This window comes from Allokutzneria sp. A3M-2-11 16, from assembly GCF_024213555.1.
In the GTDB taxonomy this organism is placed as follows: Bacteria; Actinomycetota; Actinomycetes; order Mycobacteriales; family Pseudonocardiaceae; genus Allokutzneria.
The window spans coordinates 159,499-176,829 of sequence record NZ_JANAVO010000001.1 but is presented as its reverse complement, the minus strand read 5'-3'; the positions used below and the strand labels follow the sequence as shown (position 1 = coordinate 176,829).

The 17,331-nt window shown below is 70.2% G+C and carries 17 protein-coding genes; 8 read left to right on the top strand and 9 right to left on the bottom strand.

Going from position 1 to position 17,331, the window contains the following annotated elements; translation table 11 throughout:
- Nucleotides 1-160: 160 nt before the first annotated feature.
- Genes NLX83_RS00855 through NLX83_RS00845 form a run of 3 tightly spaced genes read right to left on the bottom strand, consistent with a single transcriptional unit; the run spans nucleotide 161 to nucleotide 2,423 of the window.
- Nucleotides 161-949: a DNA-formamidopyrimidine glycosylase family protein gene (locus NLX83_RS00855; RefSeq protein ID WP_254232937.1), complete on the bottom strand. Its 789-nt coding sequence runs from the start codon at nucleotides 947-949 to the stop codon at nucleotides 161-163.
- Nucleotides 949-1,578, bottom strand: a complete 630-nt coding sequence (locus NLX83_RS00850; protein WP_254232936.1) for a LysE family translocator — start codon at nucleotides 1,576-1,578, stop codon at nucleotides 949-951. The genes NLX83_RS00855 and NLX83_RS00850 overlap by 1 nt, the downstream gene beginning before the upstream one ends.
- Nucleotides 1,575-2,423, bottom strand: a complete 849-nt coding sequence (locus NLX83_RS00845) for a ParA family protein (RefSeq protein ID WP_254232935.1) — start codon at nucleotides 2,421-2,423, stop codon at nucleotides 1,575-1,577. The genes NLX83_RS00850 and NLX83_RS00845 overlap by 4 nt, the downstream gene beginning before the upstream one ends.
- A 57-nt stretch (nucleotides 2,424-2,480) precedes the next feature.
- Between NLX83_RS00845 and NLX83_RS00840 the strand changes: the two genes are divergently transcribed.
- Nucleotides 2,481-3,248 (top strand): class I SAM-dependent methyltransferase, encoded by a 768-nt coding sequence (locus tag NLX83_RS00840; RefSeq protein WP_254232934.1) that lies wholly within the window; start codon nucleotides 2,481-2,483, stop codon nucleotides 3,246-3,248.
- A 3-nt stretch (nucleotides 3,249-3,251) separates the two neighbouring features.
- On the opposite strand, the gene NLX83_RS00835 is transcribed toward NLX83_RS00840, so the two are convergent.
- Nucleotides 3,252-4,406 (bottom strand): PucR family transcriptional regulator, encoded by a 1,155-nt coding sequence (locus NLX83_RS00835; protein WP_254232933.1) that lies wholly within the window; start codon nucleotides 4,404-4,406, stop codon nucleotides 3,252-3,254.
- Nucleotides 4,407-4,462: 56 nt separating this feature from the next.
- On the opposite strand from NLX83_RS00835, the gene NLX83_RS00830 reads away from it, so the two are divergent.
- The 5 genes from NLX83_RS00830 (at nucleotide 4,463) to NLX83_RS00810 (ending at nucleotide 8,906) form a co-directional block, all read left to right on the top strand.
- The gene (locus NLX83_RS00830) at nucleotides 4,463-4,681 is read left to right on the top strand and encodes a hypothetical protein (protein ID WP_254232932.1); all 219 of its coding nucleotides are present in this window, start codon (nucleotides 4,463-4,465) and stop codon (nucleotides 4,679-4,681) included.
- A gap of 114 nt (nucleotides 4,682-4,795) precedes the next feature.
- A complete protein-coding gene (locus NLX83_RS00825) occupies nucleotides 4,796-5,962 on the top strand; it encodes a lactate 2-monooxygenase (protein WP_254232931.1) in 1,167 nt (388 codons plus the stop codon).
- On the top strand, nucleotides 5,959-6,930 hold the full coding sequence (locus NLX83_RS00820) for a 2-hydroxyacid dehydrogenase (protein ID WP_254232930.1): 972 nt from the start codon (nucleotides 5,959-5,961) through the stop codon (nucleotides 6,928-6,930). The genes NLX83_RS00825 and NLX83_RS00820 overlap by 4 nt, the downstream gene beginning before the upstream one ends.
- Nucleotides 6,931-7,142: 212 nt before the next feature.
- The gene (locus NLX83_RS00815; protein ID WP_254232929.1) at nucleotides 7,143-7,568 is read left to right on the top strand and encodes a glycine cleavage system protein H; all 426 of its coding nucleotides are present in this window, start codon (nucleotides 7,143-7,145) and stop codon (nucleotides 7,566-7,568) included.
- 75 nt (nucleotides 7,569-7,643) lie between these two features.
- Nucleotides 7,644-8,906, top strand: coding sequence for a DNA polymerase IV (locus tag NLX83_RS00810; RefSeq protein ID WP_254232928.1), 1,263 nt, complete (start codon nucleotides 7,644-7,646; stop codon nucleotides 8,904-8,906).
- A 146-nt stretch (nucleotides 8,907-9,052) separates the two neighbouring features.
- On the opposite strand, the gene NLX83_RS00805 is transcribed toward NLX83_RS00810, so the two are convergent.
- The 3 genes from NLX83_RS00805 to NLX83_RS00795 all read right to left on the bottom strand — a co-directional run bounded on the left by NLX83_RS00805 (nucleotide 9,053) and on the right by NLX83_RS00795 (nucleotide 11,877).
- Nucleotides 9,053-10,198, bottom strand: a complete 1,146-nt coding sequence (locus NLX83_RS00805) for a peptidoglycan-binding protein (protein ID WP_254232927.1) — start codon at nucleotides 10,196-10,198, stop codon at nucleotides 9,053-9,055.
- Between the two features lie 183 nt (nucleotides 10,199-10,381).
- A complete protein-coding gene (locus NLX83_RS00800; protein ID WP_254232926.1) occupies nucleotides 10,382-11,068 on the bottom strand; it encodes a glycoside hydrolase family 75 protein in 687 nt (228 codons plus the stop codon).
- A 122-nt stretch (nucleotides 11,069-11,190) separates the two neighbouring features.
- Nucleotides 11,191-11,877 (bottom strand): glycoside hydrolase family 75 protein, encoded by a 687-nt coding sequence (locus NLX83_RS00795; protein ID WP_254232925.1) that lies wholly within the window; start codon nucleotides 11,875-11,877, stop codon nucleotides 11,191-11,193.
- 229 nt (nucleotides 11,878-12,106) lie between these two features.
- Between NLX83_RS00795 and NLX83_RS00790 the strand changes: the two genes are divergently transcribed.
- Complete coding sequence (locus tag NLX83_RS00790; RefSeq protein WP_254232924.1) at nucleotides 12,107-13,324, top strand: cytochrome P450; 1,218 nt, start codon at nucleotides 12,107-12,109, stop codon at nucleotides 13,322-13,324.
- Here the strand turns inward: NLX83_RS00790 and NLX83_RS00785 are convergent.
- Nucleotides 13,308-13,835, bottom strand: coding sequence for a GbsR/MarR family transcriptional regulator (locus NLX83_RS00785; RefSeq protein WP_254232923.1), 528 nt, complete (start codon nucleotides 13,833-13,835; stop codon nucleotides 13,308-13,310). The two genes, NLX83_RS00790 and NLX83_RS00785, sit on opposite strands and share 17 nt — an antisense overlap.
- A gap of 173 nt (nucleotides 13,836-14,008) precedes the next feature.
- Here NLX83_RS00785 and NLX83_RS00780 point away from each other — a divergent pair, with 173 nt between their 5' ends.
- Nucleotides 14,009-15,232 carry a glycosyltransferase family 87 protein gene (locus NLX83_RS00780; protein ID WP_254232922.1) on the top strand — a complete coding sequence of 408 codons (1,224 nt, stop codon included), beginning with the start codon at nucleotides 14,009-14,011 and terminating at the stop codon, nucleotides 15,230-15,232.
- A 172-nt stretch (nucleotides 15,233-15,404) separates the two neighbouring features.
- Here the strand turns inward: NLX83_RS00780 and NLX83_RS00775 are convergent, their stop codons facing one another.
- On the bottom strand, nucleotides 15,405-17,045 hold the full coding sequence (locus tag NLX83_RS00775; RefSeq protein ID WP_308209250.1) for a peptide chain release factor 3: 1,641 nt from the start codon (nucleotides 17,043-17,045) through the stop codon (nucleotides 15,405-15,407).
- Between the last annotated feature and the right edge of the window lie 286 nt (nucleotides 17,046-17,331).

The following is a 17,331-nucleotide window of genomic DNA, read 5'->3' as shown; positions in this document are numbered from 1 at the left end:
CATGGGGGCGGCCCCCTCCCCACCGCAGAGCCTCACGCGGGCGCGCGCGTGCGTCCGCCGGGTTCCCTCGTCTTCAAGTACCCCCAACTCCGGCACCAGTCCGGGGTTGGGGGCGGTTTGAGACGGTTTCAGGTGGGGTTTGTAGGACTTGAAGACTGTGCTACCTGGGTTGGCAGGTGGGGCAGTGGTAGGTGCTGCGTTGTTCTACGCCGCTGCCTTGCATGGTGCGGCGGATGGGAGTGGCGCAGCGGCGGCAGGGGCGGCCACCGCGTTCGTACACCCAGTGCTGCCGTCCTCGGGCGAGTTCGCCGGTGGTGGACTGCTCGGGGCGCAGAGCGTTGCGCAGCAACAGTTTTCGTGCCAGGAGAACCACTCGCTGAGCGTCCACAGTGGACACAGGAGCCCAGGGGGACGCGCCGAGCATGAAGCAGACCTCGGCCTTGTAGAGGTTTCCGACGCCCGCCATCACGCGCTGGTCGAGCAACGCCAGGCCCAGTTCGCGCGAAGGGTCGGCGGTCAGCCTGCGCACGGCCTCGGCCTCGTGCGCGGGGCTCCACGAAGGATCGAGCAGATCGGGGCCGAGGTGGCCGACGAGACGGGATTCCTCAGCGGTGGCAAGGAGTTCCATGTCGTGCAGGCGAAAACCGACCGCGACGCGGCGCGATGTCGAGAGGATCGCGCGCACCTGGTGGCCGGGGCCGCGCCAGCGTTGGCCGGGCGCGTAGAGGTGCCACGAACCGTCCATGCGGAAGTGCGTGTGCAAGCTCCGCGAATCGTCGAAGCGGAAGAACAGGTGCTTGCCGACGGGGTGCACGCCGAGCACCACGCGCCCCGCGAGGTCCACAGTGGACAGTCGGGGGTGGCGTAGCTCGCCTCGCTGCAATCGTTGTCCGGCAAGGGCTTCGTTGAGCCGCTTGCCTGCGAGGAAGACCGTGTCCCCTTCGGGCATCAGTGGTTCTCGAAAGCCAGCTTCACGCCGAGGCCGAGCAGCACCGCTGCGGTGGTCCGGTCCAGCCACCGCCGGACGCGCTCCCGGGCGAGGAGCCGCTTCGCCCGCGTGGCCAGCCACACGACGCCGAACAGCCACAGCAGACCGGAGCCCGCGTGCACGACGATCAGCAGCGCCGCCCAACCCGTGGTGTTCCCCGTGGTGGGCAGGAACTGGGGCAGCAGGCTCAGGTAGAACACGCCGACCTTCGGGTTGAGCAGGTTGGTCAGCAGGCCCGCGCGCAGCGAACCCCACACGCTGGTCGCGGGAGCGGCCTCCTGAACACTCGCCGGGGTCCGACGACGGCGTGACTTCCACAGCGCGGAGGCGCCCAGCCAGACCAGGTAGCCCGCACCGGCGTAGCGCAGCACGTCATAGGCGAACTGGGACGCGGTGAGCAGGGCGGTGATGCCCAGCACGCTCGCGGTCCCCCACACCAGGCTGCCCATGGAGACGCCGATCGACGTGGCCAGGCCACCGCGCCGACCCCCGGTCACGACCTGGCGCAGCACGAGCATCGTGTCCAGCCCAGGTGTGATCACCACCAGCAACGCGGTGGCCAGGTAGGTGAGGAACATCGTGCCTGTCACGCCTCCGCCTCCGCCTCCAGTTCCTCCAGGTCCTGCAGGTCCTGCTCCTTGCGGCGGCCCCGGGCGGACCTCAGCACGCGCGCCAGCAGGAGGTTGAACGCCAGCGCGACCTCGCGTGCCCCTGGGGTACCCCATTGGTGGATGGGTGTGCACGCTCCTTGCGCCTGTTGCACCGCGAGGCGGTCCGGCAGCGACACCGGCATCACCAGCGGCCCGAAGATGTCGCGCAGCTCGTTGATGCGGAACTGGTGCTCGTGCGAGCGCGGGCGGACGCGGTTGACCACCACGCCGAGGGGCTGGAGTTCCGGGTTGCTGTCCGCCCGCTCGTCCTGCACCGCCTCGAAGGCGCGCTGCACCCCGGAGACGGCGAAGATCGTCGGCTCGGTGACCAGCAGCGCGCGGTCGGCCGCGACCAGGGCGGAACGGGTGAGCCTGCCCAGCGAGGGCGGGCAGTCCAGCAGCACCACCTGGTAGGGCAGCTCGTCCTCGGTCAACAGGCCGTTGACCTTGGCCAGCGCGTCGGCGAGCCGGTGCAGCTGCTTCACGCCGGGGTCGTGGTCGTTGTGGACCTCTCCGTCCTCGGTGCCGACGAGGACGTCGATCTCCTCACCCCAGCCGCTCGGCGCGATGGCGGCGCGCAGTGTCGAGCGGGTCGGGTTCTCCAGGACGTCGTAGAGGCTGGCCTCGGTCTCCTCCGGCTCAAGCGCCGATGTGGCGTTGCACTGGGGGTCGAGGTCGACCACCAGGGTGCGGACTCCGCGTCGCAAGGCCGCCGAAGCCAGGCCCAACACCACGGTCGTCTTGCCAACACCACCCTTGAGGCTCAGCACTGCCACCGTATGCACGCGTGAAGCCTACGGCCTGACACAACCGGGCGGTGTGCTCGATTAGGCTTTCCGGTCATGCGACCTGACGCAGTGCACCGCGTGCTGGACGCCGAGCTCCAGGCGGCGCGGCAACGCAGGGGCGCGGCCCCGGAAGTGCTGGACGTTGGCGGGGGCAGCGGCGTGTGGGCCGTTCCGCTCGCCGAACAGGGCTGCCGGGTGACCGTGATCGAGCCGAGCCCGAACGCGCTGGCCACGCTGCACCGCAGGGCCAAGGAGGCCGGGGTCGCCGACCTGGTCATCGGTGTCCAAGGCGACACGGAATCCATGCTCGACCCCGCGAGCGGGTCTTCGGCGACGATGCCCGCACTGGGCGAGCTGGCCCCCACGGGTGGCGCCGACGTGGTGCTCGCGCACGGGGTGCTGGAGGTCGTGGACGACGTCCGCCTCGCCGTCGCCGCGATGACCGCCGCGCTGCGCCCCGGCGGAGTGGTCTCGGTGCTGGTCGCCAACCGCTACGCCGCGGTGCTGGGCCGAGCCCTCGCCGGGCGGCTCACGGACGCGCGGCACCTGCTCGACGATCCGGACGGCCGGGTCGGCGCGGCCGACCCGCTGCTGCGCCGCTTCGACCTCGACGGCCTCGCGGAGCTGTTGGACGGCGGGGGCCTGGACGTCGAGGTGTTGCAGGGCCACGGCGTGCTGAGCGACCTGGTGCCCGGCGCGGTCCTGGAGGCGACTCCCGGTGCCACCGAGGCCCTGGCCGAGCTGGAGCTCGCCGCCGCCGCGCGGTCACCGCTGCGCGACCTCGCCACCCGCCTGCACGCGCTGGCCCGCCGCCCCGCCTGAACCTCAGCGCAGGCGAAGCGCTTGGAGGGCGACGAAGAGTTCGGCCGAGTGCCTCGGATCCGCGAACGAACGGTCGGTCAGCTGCTCGATGCGCTGCATCCGGTAGCGGATGGTGTTGCGGTGGCAGTACAGCGCTTTCGCCGTCTCGGTCGTCGAGCCGCCGTGCTCGTACCACTGCCACGCCGTGTCGAGCAGGAGCGCGCGGTCCTGCTCCGGTAGCTCCAGCAGCGAGCCGAGCACGCGTCCTGCCAGGTCGTGCGCGATGTCGGCGGCTCCGGCGACCAGGGTCGCGACCGGCTGGGCACCGTGGTGGCGGACCTCCTCAGCCCCGGGCTCGATGCTCGCCGAGGTCAACCGGGCCAGCCGCACCGCTGCGACCGTTTCGTCGATTCGTTCATAGGTGGGGCTCACGCCGACCCGGCCCCCGCTGAGCGCGTCGTCCAGGCCCTTCGGATCGGTCTTCGGCAGCGACAGCACGCCGACGCGGTCGTCATCGGTGTGCCGCCACACGGAGTGCACCCCCACCGCTTGGAGACGCCGTTCGCAGCGGTCGAGCTCGCCCTCGGGATCGGCCACGACCACGCGGAAGCGGCCGATGCGCGGTAGCGCCAGGCCCTCCGCCGCCTCGGCCAGGCGCCCGGGGTCCGTCGTCCCGGTCAGCAGCACGTGCAGCAGCGCGGCCCGTTCCTGGTCGGATCGCCGGGCTCGCTCCGCCACGGTGCGGCGGTAGGACTCCTGGAACGCCTCGGAGTAGCGGTCCAGGCCGAGCCACAGTTCGTCGGCGTGGTCCAGCAGCGCCGCGCGCGCCCGCTCGCCGATCCGATCCGCCTCCTCGCGCAGCTTCGACCAGATGTACTGGGTGCCGATGCGGTAGCCGTGCAGCACCGCGGGCAGCGGGATGCCCTGCAACGCGCGCTCGCGGCCGTTCTCCACCGGCACGCGCAGATCGAGCGGCTCCGCCGAACCGAGCTGTCCGAGGATCTGGGTCAGGTGCACAACGCAGGTCCGCAACAGGTCAGCCCGGGAGAGGGTGATCGCGGCGGAGATCTCCGACTCCGCGGCCCACACCCGGTCGCACAGCTCCTCGGACAGCTCCGGCACCTTCGGCAGCAAGGACGTGCTGATCCTCGCCATCAGCCGCAGGCCGGGGTCGCTCATGCCGCGACCTTAGCCACACCGGTGACGTCCTTCGCTCGTCCGGAGGAAAACCGCTGATGGCAAGGCGGATCGCGGCTAGCTTCGCCGCCGAGGAGGCGATGACGATGAAGGCATTGCTGTGCGCTGCCGTCCTGGTGGCCGCCGGGGTGGCACCCGCGTCCGCCGCGCCGAGGTGCGCTCAGCCCGCCGAGCGGGCCGGGGTCTGCGACCAGGTGTGCGGCAAGGTCTGCAAGGTGCCGGGCATCTGCGACGCGCTCTGCGCGGTGATGTGCTGAGCATTTGTGCACGTGCACAAAATCGACGGCACCAACGTGAGGCCCCGGAACGTGGACACCCCCGGCTCCACCCGCGAAGACTGAACGGGACAGTCCAGGGAACGGAGGACCGCGGTGCCTGCTCAGTTCGGGACCTACCAGTCCGAGATCTACCTCCAGGGCCTCGCCGGCGTCGTGCCCCCGTTCACCACCGACCCGACCGCCCTTGAGGCCGTCGCGCGCGAACTGCTGGAGCCCGGCCCGTTCGGCTACGTGGCGGGCGGGGCCGGCTCCGGCGCGACCGTGCGGGCCAACCGCGAGGCGTTCGACCGCTGGCGGATCGTGCCGCGGATGCTCGCCGACGCCACCGATCGCGATCTGCGCACGACGGTCCTCGGCGCAGAACTCGCCGCGCCGGTGCTGCTCGCGCCGATCGGCGTGCAGTCGATCGTGCACCCGGAAGGCGAACTCGCCACCGCGGCGGCGGCGGCCGAGCTGGGCGTGCCGATCGTGCTCTCGACGGCGTCGTCGTACTCCATCGAGGAGGTCGCCGAGGCGAGCGGGGACGGCGAGCGCTGGTACCAGCTCTACTGGCCGAACGACGACGACGTCACCATCAGCATCCTGGAGCGCGCCAAGCGCAGTGGCTACACCGCGCTCGTGGTTACTTTGGACACTTGGACCCTGGCGTGGCGGCCGCAGGACCTCGACCAGTCGTACCTGCCGTTCATCCGCGGCATCGGGACCGCGATCCCCTTCTCCGACCCCGCTTTCCGGGCGTTGCTCGCCCAAACCCCCGAGGAGGACCGCAACTCCGCGGTACTGCGCTGGGTGCAGATGTTCACCGGCGTCGACAAGAACTGGGACCGGCTGGCCTTCCTGCGCGAGCACTGGGACGGGCCGATCGCGCTGAAGGGCATCCTGCACCCGGACGACGCGCGGCTGGCCGTGGACGCTGGGATGGACGGGATCATCGTGTCCAACCACGGTGGGCGCCAGGTCGACGGCGCGGTGGCCGCGCTGGACGCGCTGCCCGCGATCGCCGAGGCGGTCGGGGATCGGGTCGACGTGTTCTTCGACTCCGGCGTGCGCACCGGCGCGGACGTGATCAAGGCGATCTCGTTGGGCGCCAAGGCGGTTCTGCTCGGCCGCCCCTGGGTCTACGGCCTCGCGCACGGTGGCGAGGAGGGCGTGCGGCACGTGCTGCGCGGAGTGCTGGCCGACTTCGACCTCACCCTCGGACTGTCCGGAAACCGTTCGCTCGCCGACCTCGGTCGGCACACGCTCATGGAGACACCGTGACGAAGGTTCTGATCGTGATGCCCCCGCACATGGGCGGGGGCAAGCTCGGCGGGATGTTCGCGGCCGCGCTCGGGCCGGGCTTCGACGCCACCCCGGTCGAGGAGCCGGGCGCCGACCCGGAGGCGCTGCGCGAGGCCGAGGTGATCATCACCGCGCTCGCCCCGATCGGCGCCGAGCACATCGCCGCCGCCGAGGACCTGCGGCTGATCCAGTGCGCCAGCCACGGGTTCGACTACGTGGACACGGCCGCCGCGGCGGCGAAGGGCGTGCGGGTGTGCAACATCGGCTCCACGTCGGCGGAGGCGCAGGACGTCGCGGAGCAGACGATGACGCTGATGCTCGCGCTGGCCAAGCAGCTCATCCCCGGGCACGAGGCGCTGCGCGAGGGCGACTGGGCCTTGCCGCGCTTGCAGTTCAGCATCACCGAGCTGTTCGGCAAGACGCTGGGCATCGTCGGCTTCGGCGCGATCGGCAAGCAGCTGGCGAGGCGGGCGCGCGCCTTCGACATGCGGATCGTGGTCAACACCAGGACTCCCGTGCCCGTGGACGTGATGAACGAGTACGGCGTCGCGGCGCGGATGGAGCTCGACGACCTGCTCGCGGAGTCCGACTACGTCTCGCTCCAGCTGCCGCTGACCGACGCCACCCGGCACCTGGTCGACGAGCGCAGGCTCAAGCTGATGAAGCCGACCGCGATCCTGGTGAACACCTCGCGCGGTGCCCTGGTCGACCAGGACGCGCTGGCGCGGGCGCTCACCGACGGGCGGCTGGGCGGGGCGGGCCTCGACGTCTTCGACCCGGAGCCGCCGCCCGCCGACCTGCCGCTGCTGCGCGCGCCCAACGTGGCGCTGTCCCCGCACGCCGGTGGCGTCACCCGCGAGTCGATGTTGCGCATCGCCCAGGCGGCGCTGGAGAACGTGCGCCGGTTCGCCGCCGGAGCCGATCCTTCGGATGTCGTCGAGGGGTGAGATCGCTCGCGCCCGGATTGTGTGACCGTGCACACGAATCGGGTGCGGCGGGCTTGCCTGCGGGGCTTAAGCTCGACTTAGTGGGGATTCATAGAACTTTTTATGCAACGGGCTTTCTTTCGTGTTCAGATATTGCCGTTATCCATGAGTCCTCATAGATTCTGTCGCACTTTCCCTAGCCGCCATGTGCCACGGCGTTCCCTGGAGAAAACGTGACGCAGAATCATGTTCCATCGGAGCTGGACTACACCTACGACCACGGTTGGATCGCCTACGAGAGCTGGCCGGTGACGGTCGGCATCACCCCGGTCGCCACGGCCTTCCTCGGCTGTGTCGAGCGGGTGCAGCTCCCGCGTCCCGGCAGCTACGTGACCGCGGGCCTGTCCTGCGGCGAGTTCGAGTCCCGCCAGCTCTCCCGGCCCCTCTACGCCCCGGTCAGCGGCGAGGTCGTCGAGGTCAACACCGATGTCCTGCTCAACCCGTGGCTGGTCGGCCGCGACCCGTACCAGGCGGGCTGGTTGTTCAAGGTGCGGCTGACCGAGTGGCCGGAGCACGCCCTCTCCCCGGCCGAGTACAGCCAGCTCACCGAGGCCGAGCCCGAGTACGACCGCGGGCCGGTTGTCGGACTCCCGCAGTAGTCTCGCTCTCGCCTGTCGAAGACCCGCTTGCGGGGTCGAGCATCAGCACCGACAGGCGGAGACGGAGGCGCGGGAATGGGACGCAGCGGCGACCTGCCACGGGGGTTGCTGGAGCGGTTCCGGGCGCGGGGTGGTCAGTGGACCGATGACTGGCCTGATGATTCCGGCTGCACCGTGCTGCACGTGGACATGGACGCCTTCTACGCCTCTGTCGAGATCCGCAGCCGCCCCGAGCTGCGGGAACGTCCCGTCGTGGTCGGCGGGACCGGCGGCCGGGGCGTGGTGTGCTCGGCCAACTACATCGCCCGCGGCTACGGCATCCGTTCCGCCATGCCCACCGCCCAGGCCCGCAAGCTGTGCCCCCATGCGGTCTTCCTCCCGCCCGACTTCCCCGCCTACCAGCAGGTTTCCGCGGGGATGATGGGGATCTTCCGCGAGCTGACCCCGCTCGTGGAGCCGCTGAGCCTGGACGAGGCCTTCCTCGACGTCGGGGGCGCGCTGCGGAGACTGCGGCGCACCCCCGCCCAGCTCGGCGCCCAGATCCGCGAGCGCGTGCAGGCCGAACACGGCGTGACCTGCTCGGTCGGCGTCGCGGCCACCAAGTTCGTCGCCAAGCTCGCCTCCGGCCTGTGCAAACCGGACGGCATGATGGTCGTCCCGGCCGCCGAGATCATGGACTTCCTCAGCCCGCTGCCGGTCTCCGCGCTGTGGGGCGTCGGCGCGCGCACCGCCGAGAAGCTGACCCAGCAGGGCCTGACCAGGGTGGCCGACGTGGCCCGCACCCCGCTGCCCCGCCTGCGCCGGATGCTCGGCAACGCCGCGGCCGAGCACCTGTTCGCGCTGGCCAACGGCATTGACGGGCGGCGCGTGGTTCCCGAGGTCGCGGAGAAGTCGATCGGTGCCGAGGAGACCTTCGACGTCGACCAGACCGACCGCGAGGTGCTGCGCCGCGAGCTGCTGCGGCTGAGCGAGCGCACCGCGGCGTCGTTGCGGGCCAGGGACCTGCGGGCCAGGACGGTCTCGATCAAGGTGCGCTTCGCCGACTTCACCACGATCACCAGGTCGAAGACCCTCCAGGTGCCGACGAACCTGAGCCAGGAGGTCTACCGCACGGCCGCCCGGCTGCTGGCCGAACAGGTCCCGCCGGGCGCGGTCCGGCTGATCGGGGTGCGGGCGGAGCAGCTCGGCGAGGGGGACGCGATGGGCGAGCAGCTGGTGCTGGACGCCCCGGAACGCGGCTGGCGCGAGGCGGACGAGGCCGCCGATCTGGCGCGCACGAAGTTCGGCACGGCCGCCATTCGCCCCGCGTCGTTGTTGAAGCCCCGTCCGGAGCGCTAGCTCCCACACTTTTCCCACACGGCCCCTCTACTATTCACCGCAGTGGACGAGTGTTATACAAATGTACAAGAAATAATCCTCCATTTCGTACTCCCTGCGGGAATGAAAGCGCTTTCCTTGCTCGGTGGGAGTACGAAATAAGGCGATCAGCGGCCAGCCTGGAAGACCTTCCAGGTGTCGGTGCCGACGACGCCGTCCGCCGCGAGGCCCCGGGCGGACTGGTACTCCTTGACGGCGGCTGTGGTGTCGGGGCCGAACTGCCCGTCGATGTCCAGCTTCGCCGCGACCGCCGCGTTCAGCGCGCGCTGCACCCGGCCGACGGCTTCGCCGGAGGAGCCGTCCCGGACCTGCGGAGTGCTGCCCGCTGACAGCAGCGCGGTCCACGTCCTGGCGTCGACCGCTCCGGTCGCGGGCAGCCCCTTGGCGGTCTGGAACTTCTTCACGGCCGTCGCGGTCGCCTCGTCCAGCGTGCCGGTCGGATCGCCCTCGCCGGTGCTGAAACCGTTGGCGCGCAACACACATTGCGCCGCTTTGACCGCATCGCCGGAGGCTCCGGCCGCGAGGGCCGGGTACGCGGCGAAGTCGATCTTCGTGCCGGTGCAGCCCTTGCGGCCCGCGACCAGGTCCGCGGCGGCGGTCGTGCCGCGCGAGACCGCGCTGCCGTGGTTCTCGATCGGCGTCGCCTTCACGCCGGGGAAGAGGATGTAGTCGACGACCGCGCCGCTGACGCCGCCGGTCTTCGGGTTGGGGTTGATGCCCAGCAGCTCCGCGAGCCGGTAGGAGCCCTCGCCGATCGCGCTGGTCGGGCCGACGTCGCCGACGACCGCGTAGACGACTTTTTCCTTGTACACCACGGCTGCCACGGTTCCGCCGGTGATGTTGGCGCCCTTGAAGTTCCACGTCGTGCTGACGCCGGGGACGACGATGAAGGGCAGCTTGTCGGCGATCAGGTACTTCTTGTCGGACTGGGTCCACGCGGTCTGCGGCTGGAACCACGGATCGGTGGTCTTGTTGCACTTCGCGGTCGGCTGGCCGTCGCAGACGATGTCCATGTCGGCCTTCCAGTGCACCGCGTTGCCGGTGGCGCACACCGGCACGGTCCTGGTGCCGCCCGCGTCGTGGCCGAACTTGCCGTTGGAGAGCTGCTTCGTGCACTTGGCCACGGCGGCCTTGAGCTGTGCCGCAGTGGGGTCGGCCGCGGGCGCCTGCTGGGCGGCCGCGCTGGGGGAGGCGGCCACGAGCAGCAGGGTCGCGGTCGCGAGCTTCGCGATCGTCATTCGCACGGTGATCACTCCCGAAATGTGCAGGGGATGAGGAGGGTAACCGTGCGATTCGGAAAAAGGCCAGCCCCTTGGTAAGAGCTTTTACGAACTCCCCCGAATAGAGCAGCCCCGCAAGGGTGTATGCCCTTGCGGGGCTCTGACCTGCAAGTTTACCGTTTGTTAGGCCATTCTTGGCCGTTGTTCGATAAAGGGTCAGCCCACGAGTTTCGTGGCCGCGGCGGCACCGAGCGTCTGCGCGGAAGTCTGATTCTCGATCTGGCTCGCCTTCACTCCCGGGAACAGCACGAAATCGACGACCGAGCCGCCGATGCCGCCGGTCGACGGGTGCGGGTTGATGCCGAGGAGCTCGGCCAGCCGGTAGGAGCCCTCGCCGATGATCGCGGTCGGGCCGATGTCACCGACCACCGCGTAGACGAGCTTGTCCTTGTAGACCACGGCGGCCACGGTCCCGCCGGTGATGCCCGCCGCCTTCCAGCTCCACCTGCTGCTGATGCCGGGGACGACCACGAACGGCAGGGCGGCGGAGTTGAGGTGCTTGCCGTTGGACTGCTGCCACGCGGTCTCCGGCTGGAAGTACGGGTCGGTCTGCTTGTTGCACTTGGTCGTCACCTGGCCGTCGCAGTCGATGTCGAAGTCGGCCTTCCAGTGCACGGCGTCCTTGGTCTTGCACACGGGCACGGTGCTGGAGCCGCCCGCGTCGTGGGCGTACTTGCCGCTGGAGAGCTGCTTCGTGCACTTCGCCACCGCGGCTTTGACCTGCGCGGCGGTGGGGCCTGCGGCGAGCTCGGCGGGCTGCGCTCCCGCGTGTGCCGTGGTGAACGCGGATGCGGCGGTGACCGCGAGCACGGCCACGGCGAACCTGGTGAGCGTCTTGTTCATGGCGACCTCGTTCTTGGCAGGGGAGAACGGCAGGGGCCAGGGGCAGTTCCCCGCCCCTCGTAAGGGTCATTTACCAATACGTGCGCCCGCTTGTCCGTTGCTGGTCCCGCTGGTGACCCCGGTCAGCCCACCAGCTTCGTGGCGGACTTGGCGCCGAGCGTCCTGACCGCGCCCTGGTCCTCGATCTTGCCGACCTTGACGCCCGGGAAGAGGATGTAGTCGACGACCGAGCCGCCGATGCCGCCGGTCTTCGGGTTCGGGTTGATGCCCAGCGCCTTGGCGAGCGCGTAGGAGCCCTCGCCGATGATCGCCTTCGGCCCGACGTCGCCGACGACGGCGTAGACGACCCGGTCCTTGTAGACCACGGCCGCCACGGTGCCGCCGCCGATCCCGGAATTCTTGTAGTTCCACTTGGAGCTGATTCCGGGAACGACGACGAAGGGCAGCTTCTCGGCGTTCAGCGGCTTTCCGTTGGACTGCGGCCACGCGGTCGCGTTCTGCCAGGACGGGTCCGTGCTCTTATTGCACTTCGGCGTTTTCTGGCCGTCGCAGTCGACGTCGAAGTCGGCCTTCCAGTGCACGGCGCCCTTGGTCTTGCACACCGCGCTCTTGCCGGCCCCGCCCGCGTCGTGGGCGTACTTGCCGGAGGAGATCTGGTTGCCGCACTTGGCAACCGCGGCCTTGAGCTGTCCGGCGGTCGGGCCTGCGGCCAGTTCGGCGGGCTGCGCTCCCGCCTGTGTCGCGGTCAGTGTGAGCGCGGTGGTGAGTGCGAAGGCGGTCACTGCGAGCCTGCGAAGAGTGTTGTTCATGGCGATCCCGTTCTCGGCAGGGAAGGGTTCTTTACTAATTAAATGCCGGATCGCCGCGAAAAAGCAACGACGAGTTTTTCTTCGTACCGCGAGGTGCGCCTTTACCCGGCCGTAGGCCAATCTTGGCGGAATTCTCGTAAAGTCCTTCCAGGGTGCGTCCGCGCCCCTACGGGCAACGCTTCCGTTCACAGTCTTCACGAACTTGTGAACCAGGTGTAGCTTCCGAAGCATGGACCCGAACGCGCCCACCGCCCTGGACGGACTTCCGCTGACCCGGCGCTGCCCGCTGGACCCGCCGGAGGAGCTGAGCCGCGAGCACGAGCAGCGCTCACTCGTCCCGATGACCTACCCGGACGGCCACCAGGGCTGGCTGGCCACCGGCAACGCCGCCGCCCGCGCGGTGCTCGCGGACCCGCGCTTCAGCGTGCGCGCCGACCTCCAGCACTCGCCCATCGCGATGGAGGTGCCCGAGTCCGTGCGCAAGCAGCCCCAGCCCGGCATGTTCACGCGGCTGGACGATCCGGAGCACGCGCGCTACCGCAGGCAGCTGACCGGTGCCTTCACCGTGCGCCGCATCAAGACGCTGGAGCCGATGATCGAGCGGATCGCCGAGGAGCTGCTCGACGCGATGGAGCGCGAGCACACCGGGCAGGGCGCGGTCGACCTCGTCGCCGAGTACGCCCTGCCGCTGCCGTCACTGGTGATCTGCGAACTGCTCGGCGTCCCGCACGGCGAGCGGAGCGGGTTCAACGAGGACAGCCGGGTGCTGCTGGCGTTGGACACCCCGATGGAACGGCGGATGCAGGCGTTCGGCGCGGTGGCCCGGCTGCTCGCGCGGCTGGTCTCGGAGAAGCGGGCCGAACCCGGCGACGACCTGCTCAGCGACCTGATCACGGCGGGCGACCTGACCGACGAGGAACTGGTCAACATCGGCACGGTGCTGCTGGTCGCGGGGCACGAGACCACGGCCAACCAGATCGGGCTCGGCGTCTACGCGCTGCTCCAGCACCCGGACCAGCTGCGCAGGCTCCAGGAGGACGAGGCGATCGCGGGCACCGCCGTCGAGGAGATGCTGCGCTACCTGTCGATCATCCACATCGGACCGCTCAGGACCGCGACCGAGGACGTCGAGGTGGACGGGCAGCTGGTGCGGAAGGGGCAGTCGGTGACCATCTCGGTGCCGGTGGCCAACCGCGACCCGGAGCGCTTCCCCGACCCGGAACGGCTGGACCTCGGGCGCTCGGCCACCGGGCACCTGGCATTCGGCCACGGCGTGCACCAGTGCCTCGGCCAGCAGCTGGCCCGCTCGGAGCTGCGGATCGCCTTCACCGCGCTGTTCCGCCGCTTCCCGTCGCTGCGCCTGGCCGTGCCCGCCGACGAGGTGCGGATGCGCTCGGACATGGCCATCTACGGCGTGCACGAGCTCCCGGTCAGCTGGACTCGCTGAGTCCCGTCCGGGCGCGCAGCTGATCGCGCACCTCGCGCCAGCGGTCCAGCAGGCTGGGCAGCTCACCCTGGACGAACTCGAAGAACTCCAGCGTCTCGGTCATCCGGCGACCGGCGGGGGAGTCGGGGCCGAGCACCTCGATTCCCTCGCGCAGGCTGGTTTCCCACCGGGTCAGGGCGCGGTCCTTGCGCACCGCCGCCTCGTACCAGATGTCGTCGTGCACCCGGTAGACATCGCGCCGGGAGCCCGGATCGCGCTCCCGGCTGAGCAGGTTGACCTGCGTCAGGTAGCGGACGGCCCCGGAGATCGCCGCCGGGCTGACCCGCAGCGTCTCGGCGAGCTCGGCGGCGGTGCGCCTGCCGGAGTCCACCGCGAGCAGGCAGACGAACACGCGCGCGGGCATCCTCGGCCAGCCGCTGTCGGCCAGCACCGAGGCGAAGCGCTCGACGAACCGGAGGAACGCCTCCGCGTCGCGGCCCTCGATCCGGCCTTCGGTCGTCTCGGTGGTCACTGATGCCTCCTCACGCTCGCCCGGTAAGACTAGTCGCCGCTGTTCGAGACCTTCGCATCGCGAAGAACTTCCGAAGCGACTCAACCCCACCCCGTTCCCGGCGGTCTGTGCTATCGGGGGCCCGATCCGCCCCGGCTAGGCTGCACGGACTTCGGCTATCGGGAGGCTTCACGTTGCTCACCACCATCTGGGACCGCTTCCGCACCCTGGTGCTCCGGAACGGGGCGTCGCTGGTCGTCGCGGCGGTGGTCGCACTCGTGGCGGTGGTGCTGTTCCGGCTCGCCGACGCCCGGCACGTCTACGAGGACCTCGACGTCTACCGCGCCGCGGTGCAGACGTGGTGGGCGGGCGGCGACATGTACGGGCTGCTCCCGAAGACGGCCGCGGGCAACCACCTGCCCTTCATCTACCCGCCGTTCGCGGTGCTCGTGCTCGGGCCGTTCGCGCTACTGCCCCGTGACCCGGCGGTCGCGCTGAACTTCGGCATCTCCGTGCTCGCGCTCGCCGCCACCCTGTACGTGGTGGTCCGGCGGTTGTGGCGGTCCGGGGGGCCGAAGGGCGCCTTCGTGCTGACCGCGGTGCTGCTGCCGTTCACGCTGCTGCTGGAGCCGGTGACCGAGACCCTGGACTACGGTCAGGTCAACCTGTGGCTGATGGCCCTGGTCGCGGTGGACTGCCTGGCGCTCTCGCCGAAGTGGCCGCGCGGCATGCTGATCGGCATCGCCGCCGCGATCAAGCTCACCCCGGCCGCGTTCCTGCTGTACTTCTTGCTGCGCAAGGACTTCCGGGCCGCGGTGACCATCGTGATCAGCGGAGCGGCGGCCACCCTGGTCGGGTTCGTGATCGCGCCGAACTCCTCACTGCACTACTGGTTGGAGGGCGGCGCGTCCTCGATGAGCGGCACGCCGTTCTCCGCCAACCAGACCATCACCGCGATGCTCGTCCGGTTGCAGCCGCCCGTGGTGCTGATGGGCGTGCTGATCGTGCTGATGTCCGTGCTGGCGATCGGCATGGGCACGGTGATCATCCGCCGCGCCGACCCACCGATCGCGGTGATGGCCAACGCCATCGTGGCGCTGCTGATCTCGCCGACCTCGTGGTCGCACCACTGGGTCTGGATCGCCCCGACCCTGGTGATCATGATCGCGTCCGCGCTCCGGGTGAACGGCTACGTGTGGCTGGCGGTCGCCGCGGTGACCACGGTGGTCTTCTACGTCGGGTGGCACTTCAAGCTGCCGACCTCGGGCAACCAGGAGATGCTCTGGACGCCGGGCGAGCACCTGCTCGGCAACTCCTTCGTCATCGTCGGCTTCAGCCTGCTGGCCACGGGCGCCTACCTCGCGTGGCGCCGTCCCCGCCTGCTCCTCGCCCGCCGCGACGCCGCCTTCCTTCCCTAGCGCCACAAGGGAAACGCCCGGCTCGCATCCCGGGTTGGCCGGTCTTCAAGTACCACGAACCCCGCCGAAAACGGTCGCTAACCGCCCCCAACCCCGGGTGCCACGAGGGGTTGGGGGCGGTTAGCGGTGATCGAAAGGCGGGTTGGGGGTACTTGAAGACCGCGGAAACGGCCTAGGTGTCGGTGCCCGCGACGAGGGCTTCGAGTTTGAGTTCGGGGTGCAGGCGCTGGAGGGAGCCGACGGCCACCGGGTCGGGGAAGAGGGCCAGGTCGACGCCGTCGCGGTCGCGGCGCAGGACCTCCGCGCGGCCGCTGCGGTCGACGATCGGGCGCTGGTCGGGCCGCACCAGGATGCGCGCGATGCGGTAGGGCAGCCGGTCCAGCAGCAGCTTCACGCCGAACTCCGCCTCGATCCGGTGCGCGGCCACCTCGAACTGCATCGGGCCGACCGCGGCCAGCACGGGCGCGGCGTCACCCCGGCGGTCGGAACGCAGCACCTGGACCACGCCCTCCTCCTCCAGCTGCTGGATGCCCTTGCGGAACTGCTTGGCACGGCCGAGGTCGGAGGGGCGGGCCACCGAGAAGTGCTCGGGGGCGAAGCTGGGCAGCTTCGGGAAGCGCACCGCGGGCTTGCCGACGTGCAGGGTGTCGCCGACCTGGAGCGCGTTGGCGTTGACCAGGCCGACCACGTCGCCGGGGAACGCCTCCTCCACCGTGTTGCGCTCGCGGCCGAACATCTGCTGCGCGTACTTGGTGCTGAACGGGCGGCCGGTCTGCGCGTGCGTGACGACCATGCCCCGCTCGAAGCGGCCGGAGCAGACCCGGATGAACGCGACCCGGTCGCGGTGCGCGGGGTCCATCCCGGTCTGCACCTTGAAGACGAAGCCGGAGAACGGTTTGTCGAGCGCGCGCGTCTTCTCCTCGACGTCCGCGCGCGGGGTGGGCGCGGGCGAGAGCCGGACGATGCTGTCCAGCAGCTGCCGCACACCCATGTTGAGCACACCGGCGCCGAACAGGACCGGGGTCGCCTTGCCGGACAGGAAGGCTTCCTGGTCGAAGTCGGAGCCGCTGAGCGAGAGCAGTTCGGACTCCTCGACGGCGCGTTCCCAGTCCGCGCCCTCCTCCTCGGCGGCCCGCTCCGCGCTCATCGTCTCCTCGGTCGCCAGCGTCGCGCCGCCCGCGGTCCTGGTGAAGCGGGTGAACTCGCCGGTGCCGCGGTCCAGCACGCCGCGGAAGTGCCCGGCCTCGCCGACCGGCCAGTTCAGCGGCATCGGGGTGAGGTCGATCCGGGTGCTGATCTCGTCGCACAGTTCGAGGGCCTCGCGGCCGGGGCGGTCCCACTTGTTCACGAACGTGATCACCGGGATGCCGCGGTGCCTGCACACGTCGAACAGCTTCAGCGTCTGCGGCTCCAGGCCCTTGGCCGCGTCCAGCAGCATCACCGCCGAGTCCACCGCGGAGAGCACGCGGTAGGTGTCCTCGGAGAAGTCGGCGTGGCCCGGGGTGTCCAGCAGGTTGATCACCGTGTCGCCGTAGCCGAACTGCAGCGCCGCCGAGGTGATCGAGATGCCTCGGGCCTGCTCCATGGCCAGCCAGTCGGAGACCACGCCCTTGCGGCCCGCCTTGCCGTGCACCGCGCCCGCCTCGGAGATGACCCTGGCGTGCAGCGCCAGCGCCTCGGTGAGCGTGGACTTGCCCGCGTCGGGATGGCTGATCACCCCGAAGGTCCGGCGACGGCCTGCCTCTTTGGGTACTGCCGCGCTGCCGCCGTTGCCGGGGCTCGCCGCCGCGGTCTCCTCGCCTGTCGCCGTCACCCTGAGCACACTCCAAGTCCTGTGAAAATCGCCCGGTGGATCCTAGTTCCTGCCCGGCCGGTCACGTTCGCGATCACCCCGGCTTCACAAAGGCATCACGCCGCGTACCTCCTCCGGGGTGAGTTCTGCGACCTGTTGTGTCGCACCACCGCCAAACGGAGGACGGCCCGCCCGCAGCCGCCGGAGCGCCGGAAACGCGAAAAAGACCAGTTCAGCAAGGCTGTTCCGGAGAAAGCTCCGGGTATCCGCCGCTCCCCCGAGCGGATGACGCTGACAACAGGCTGGC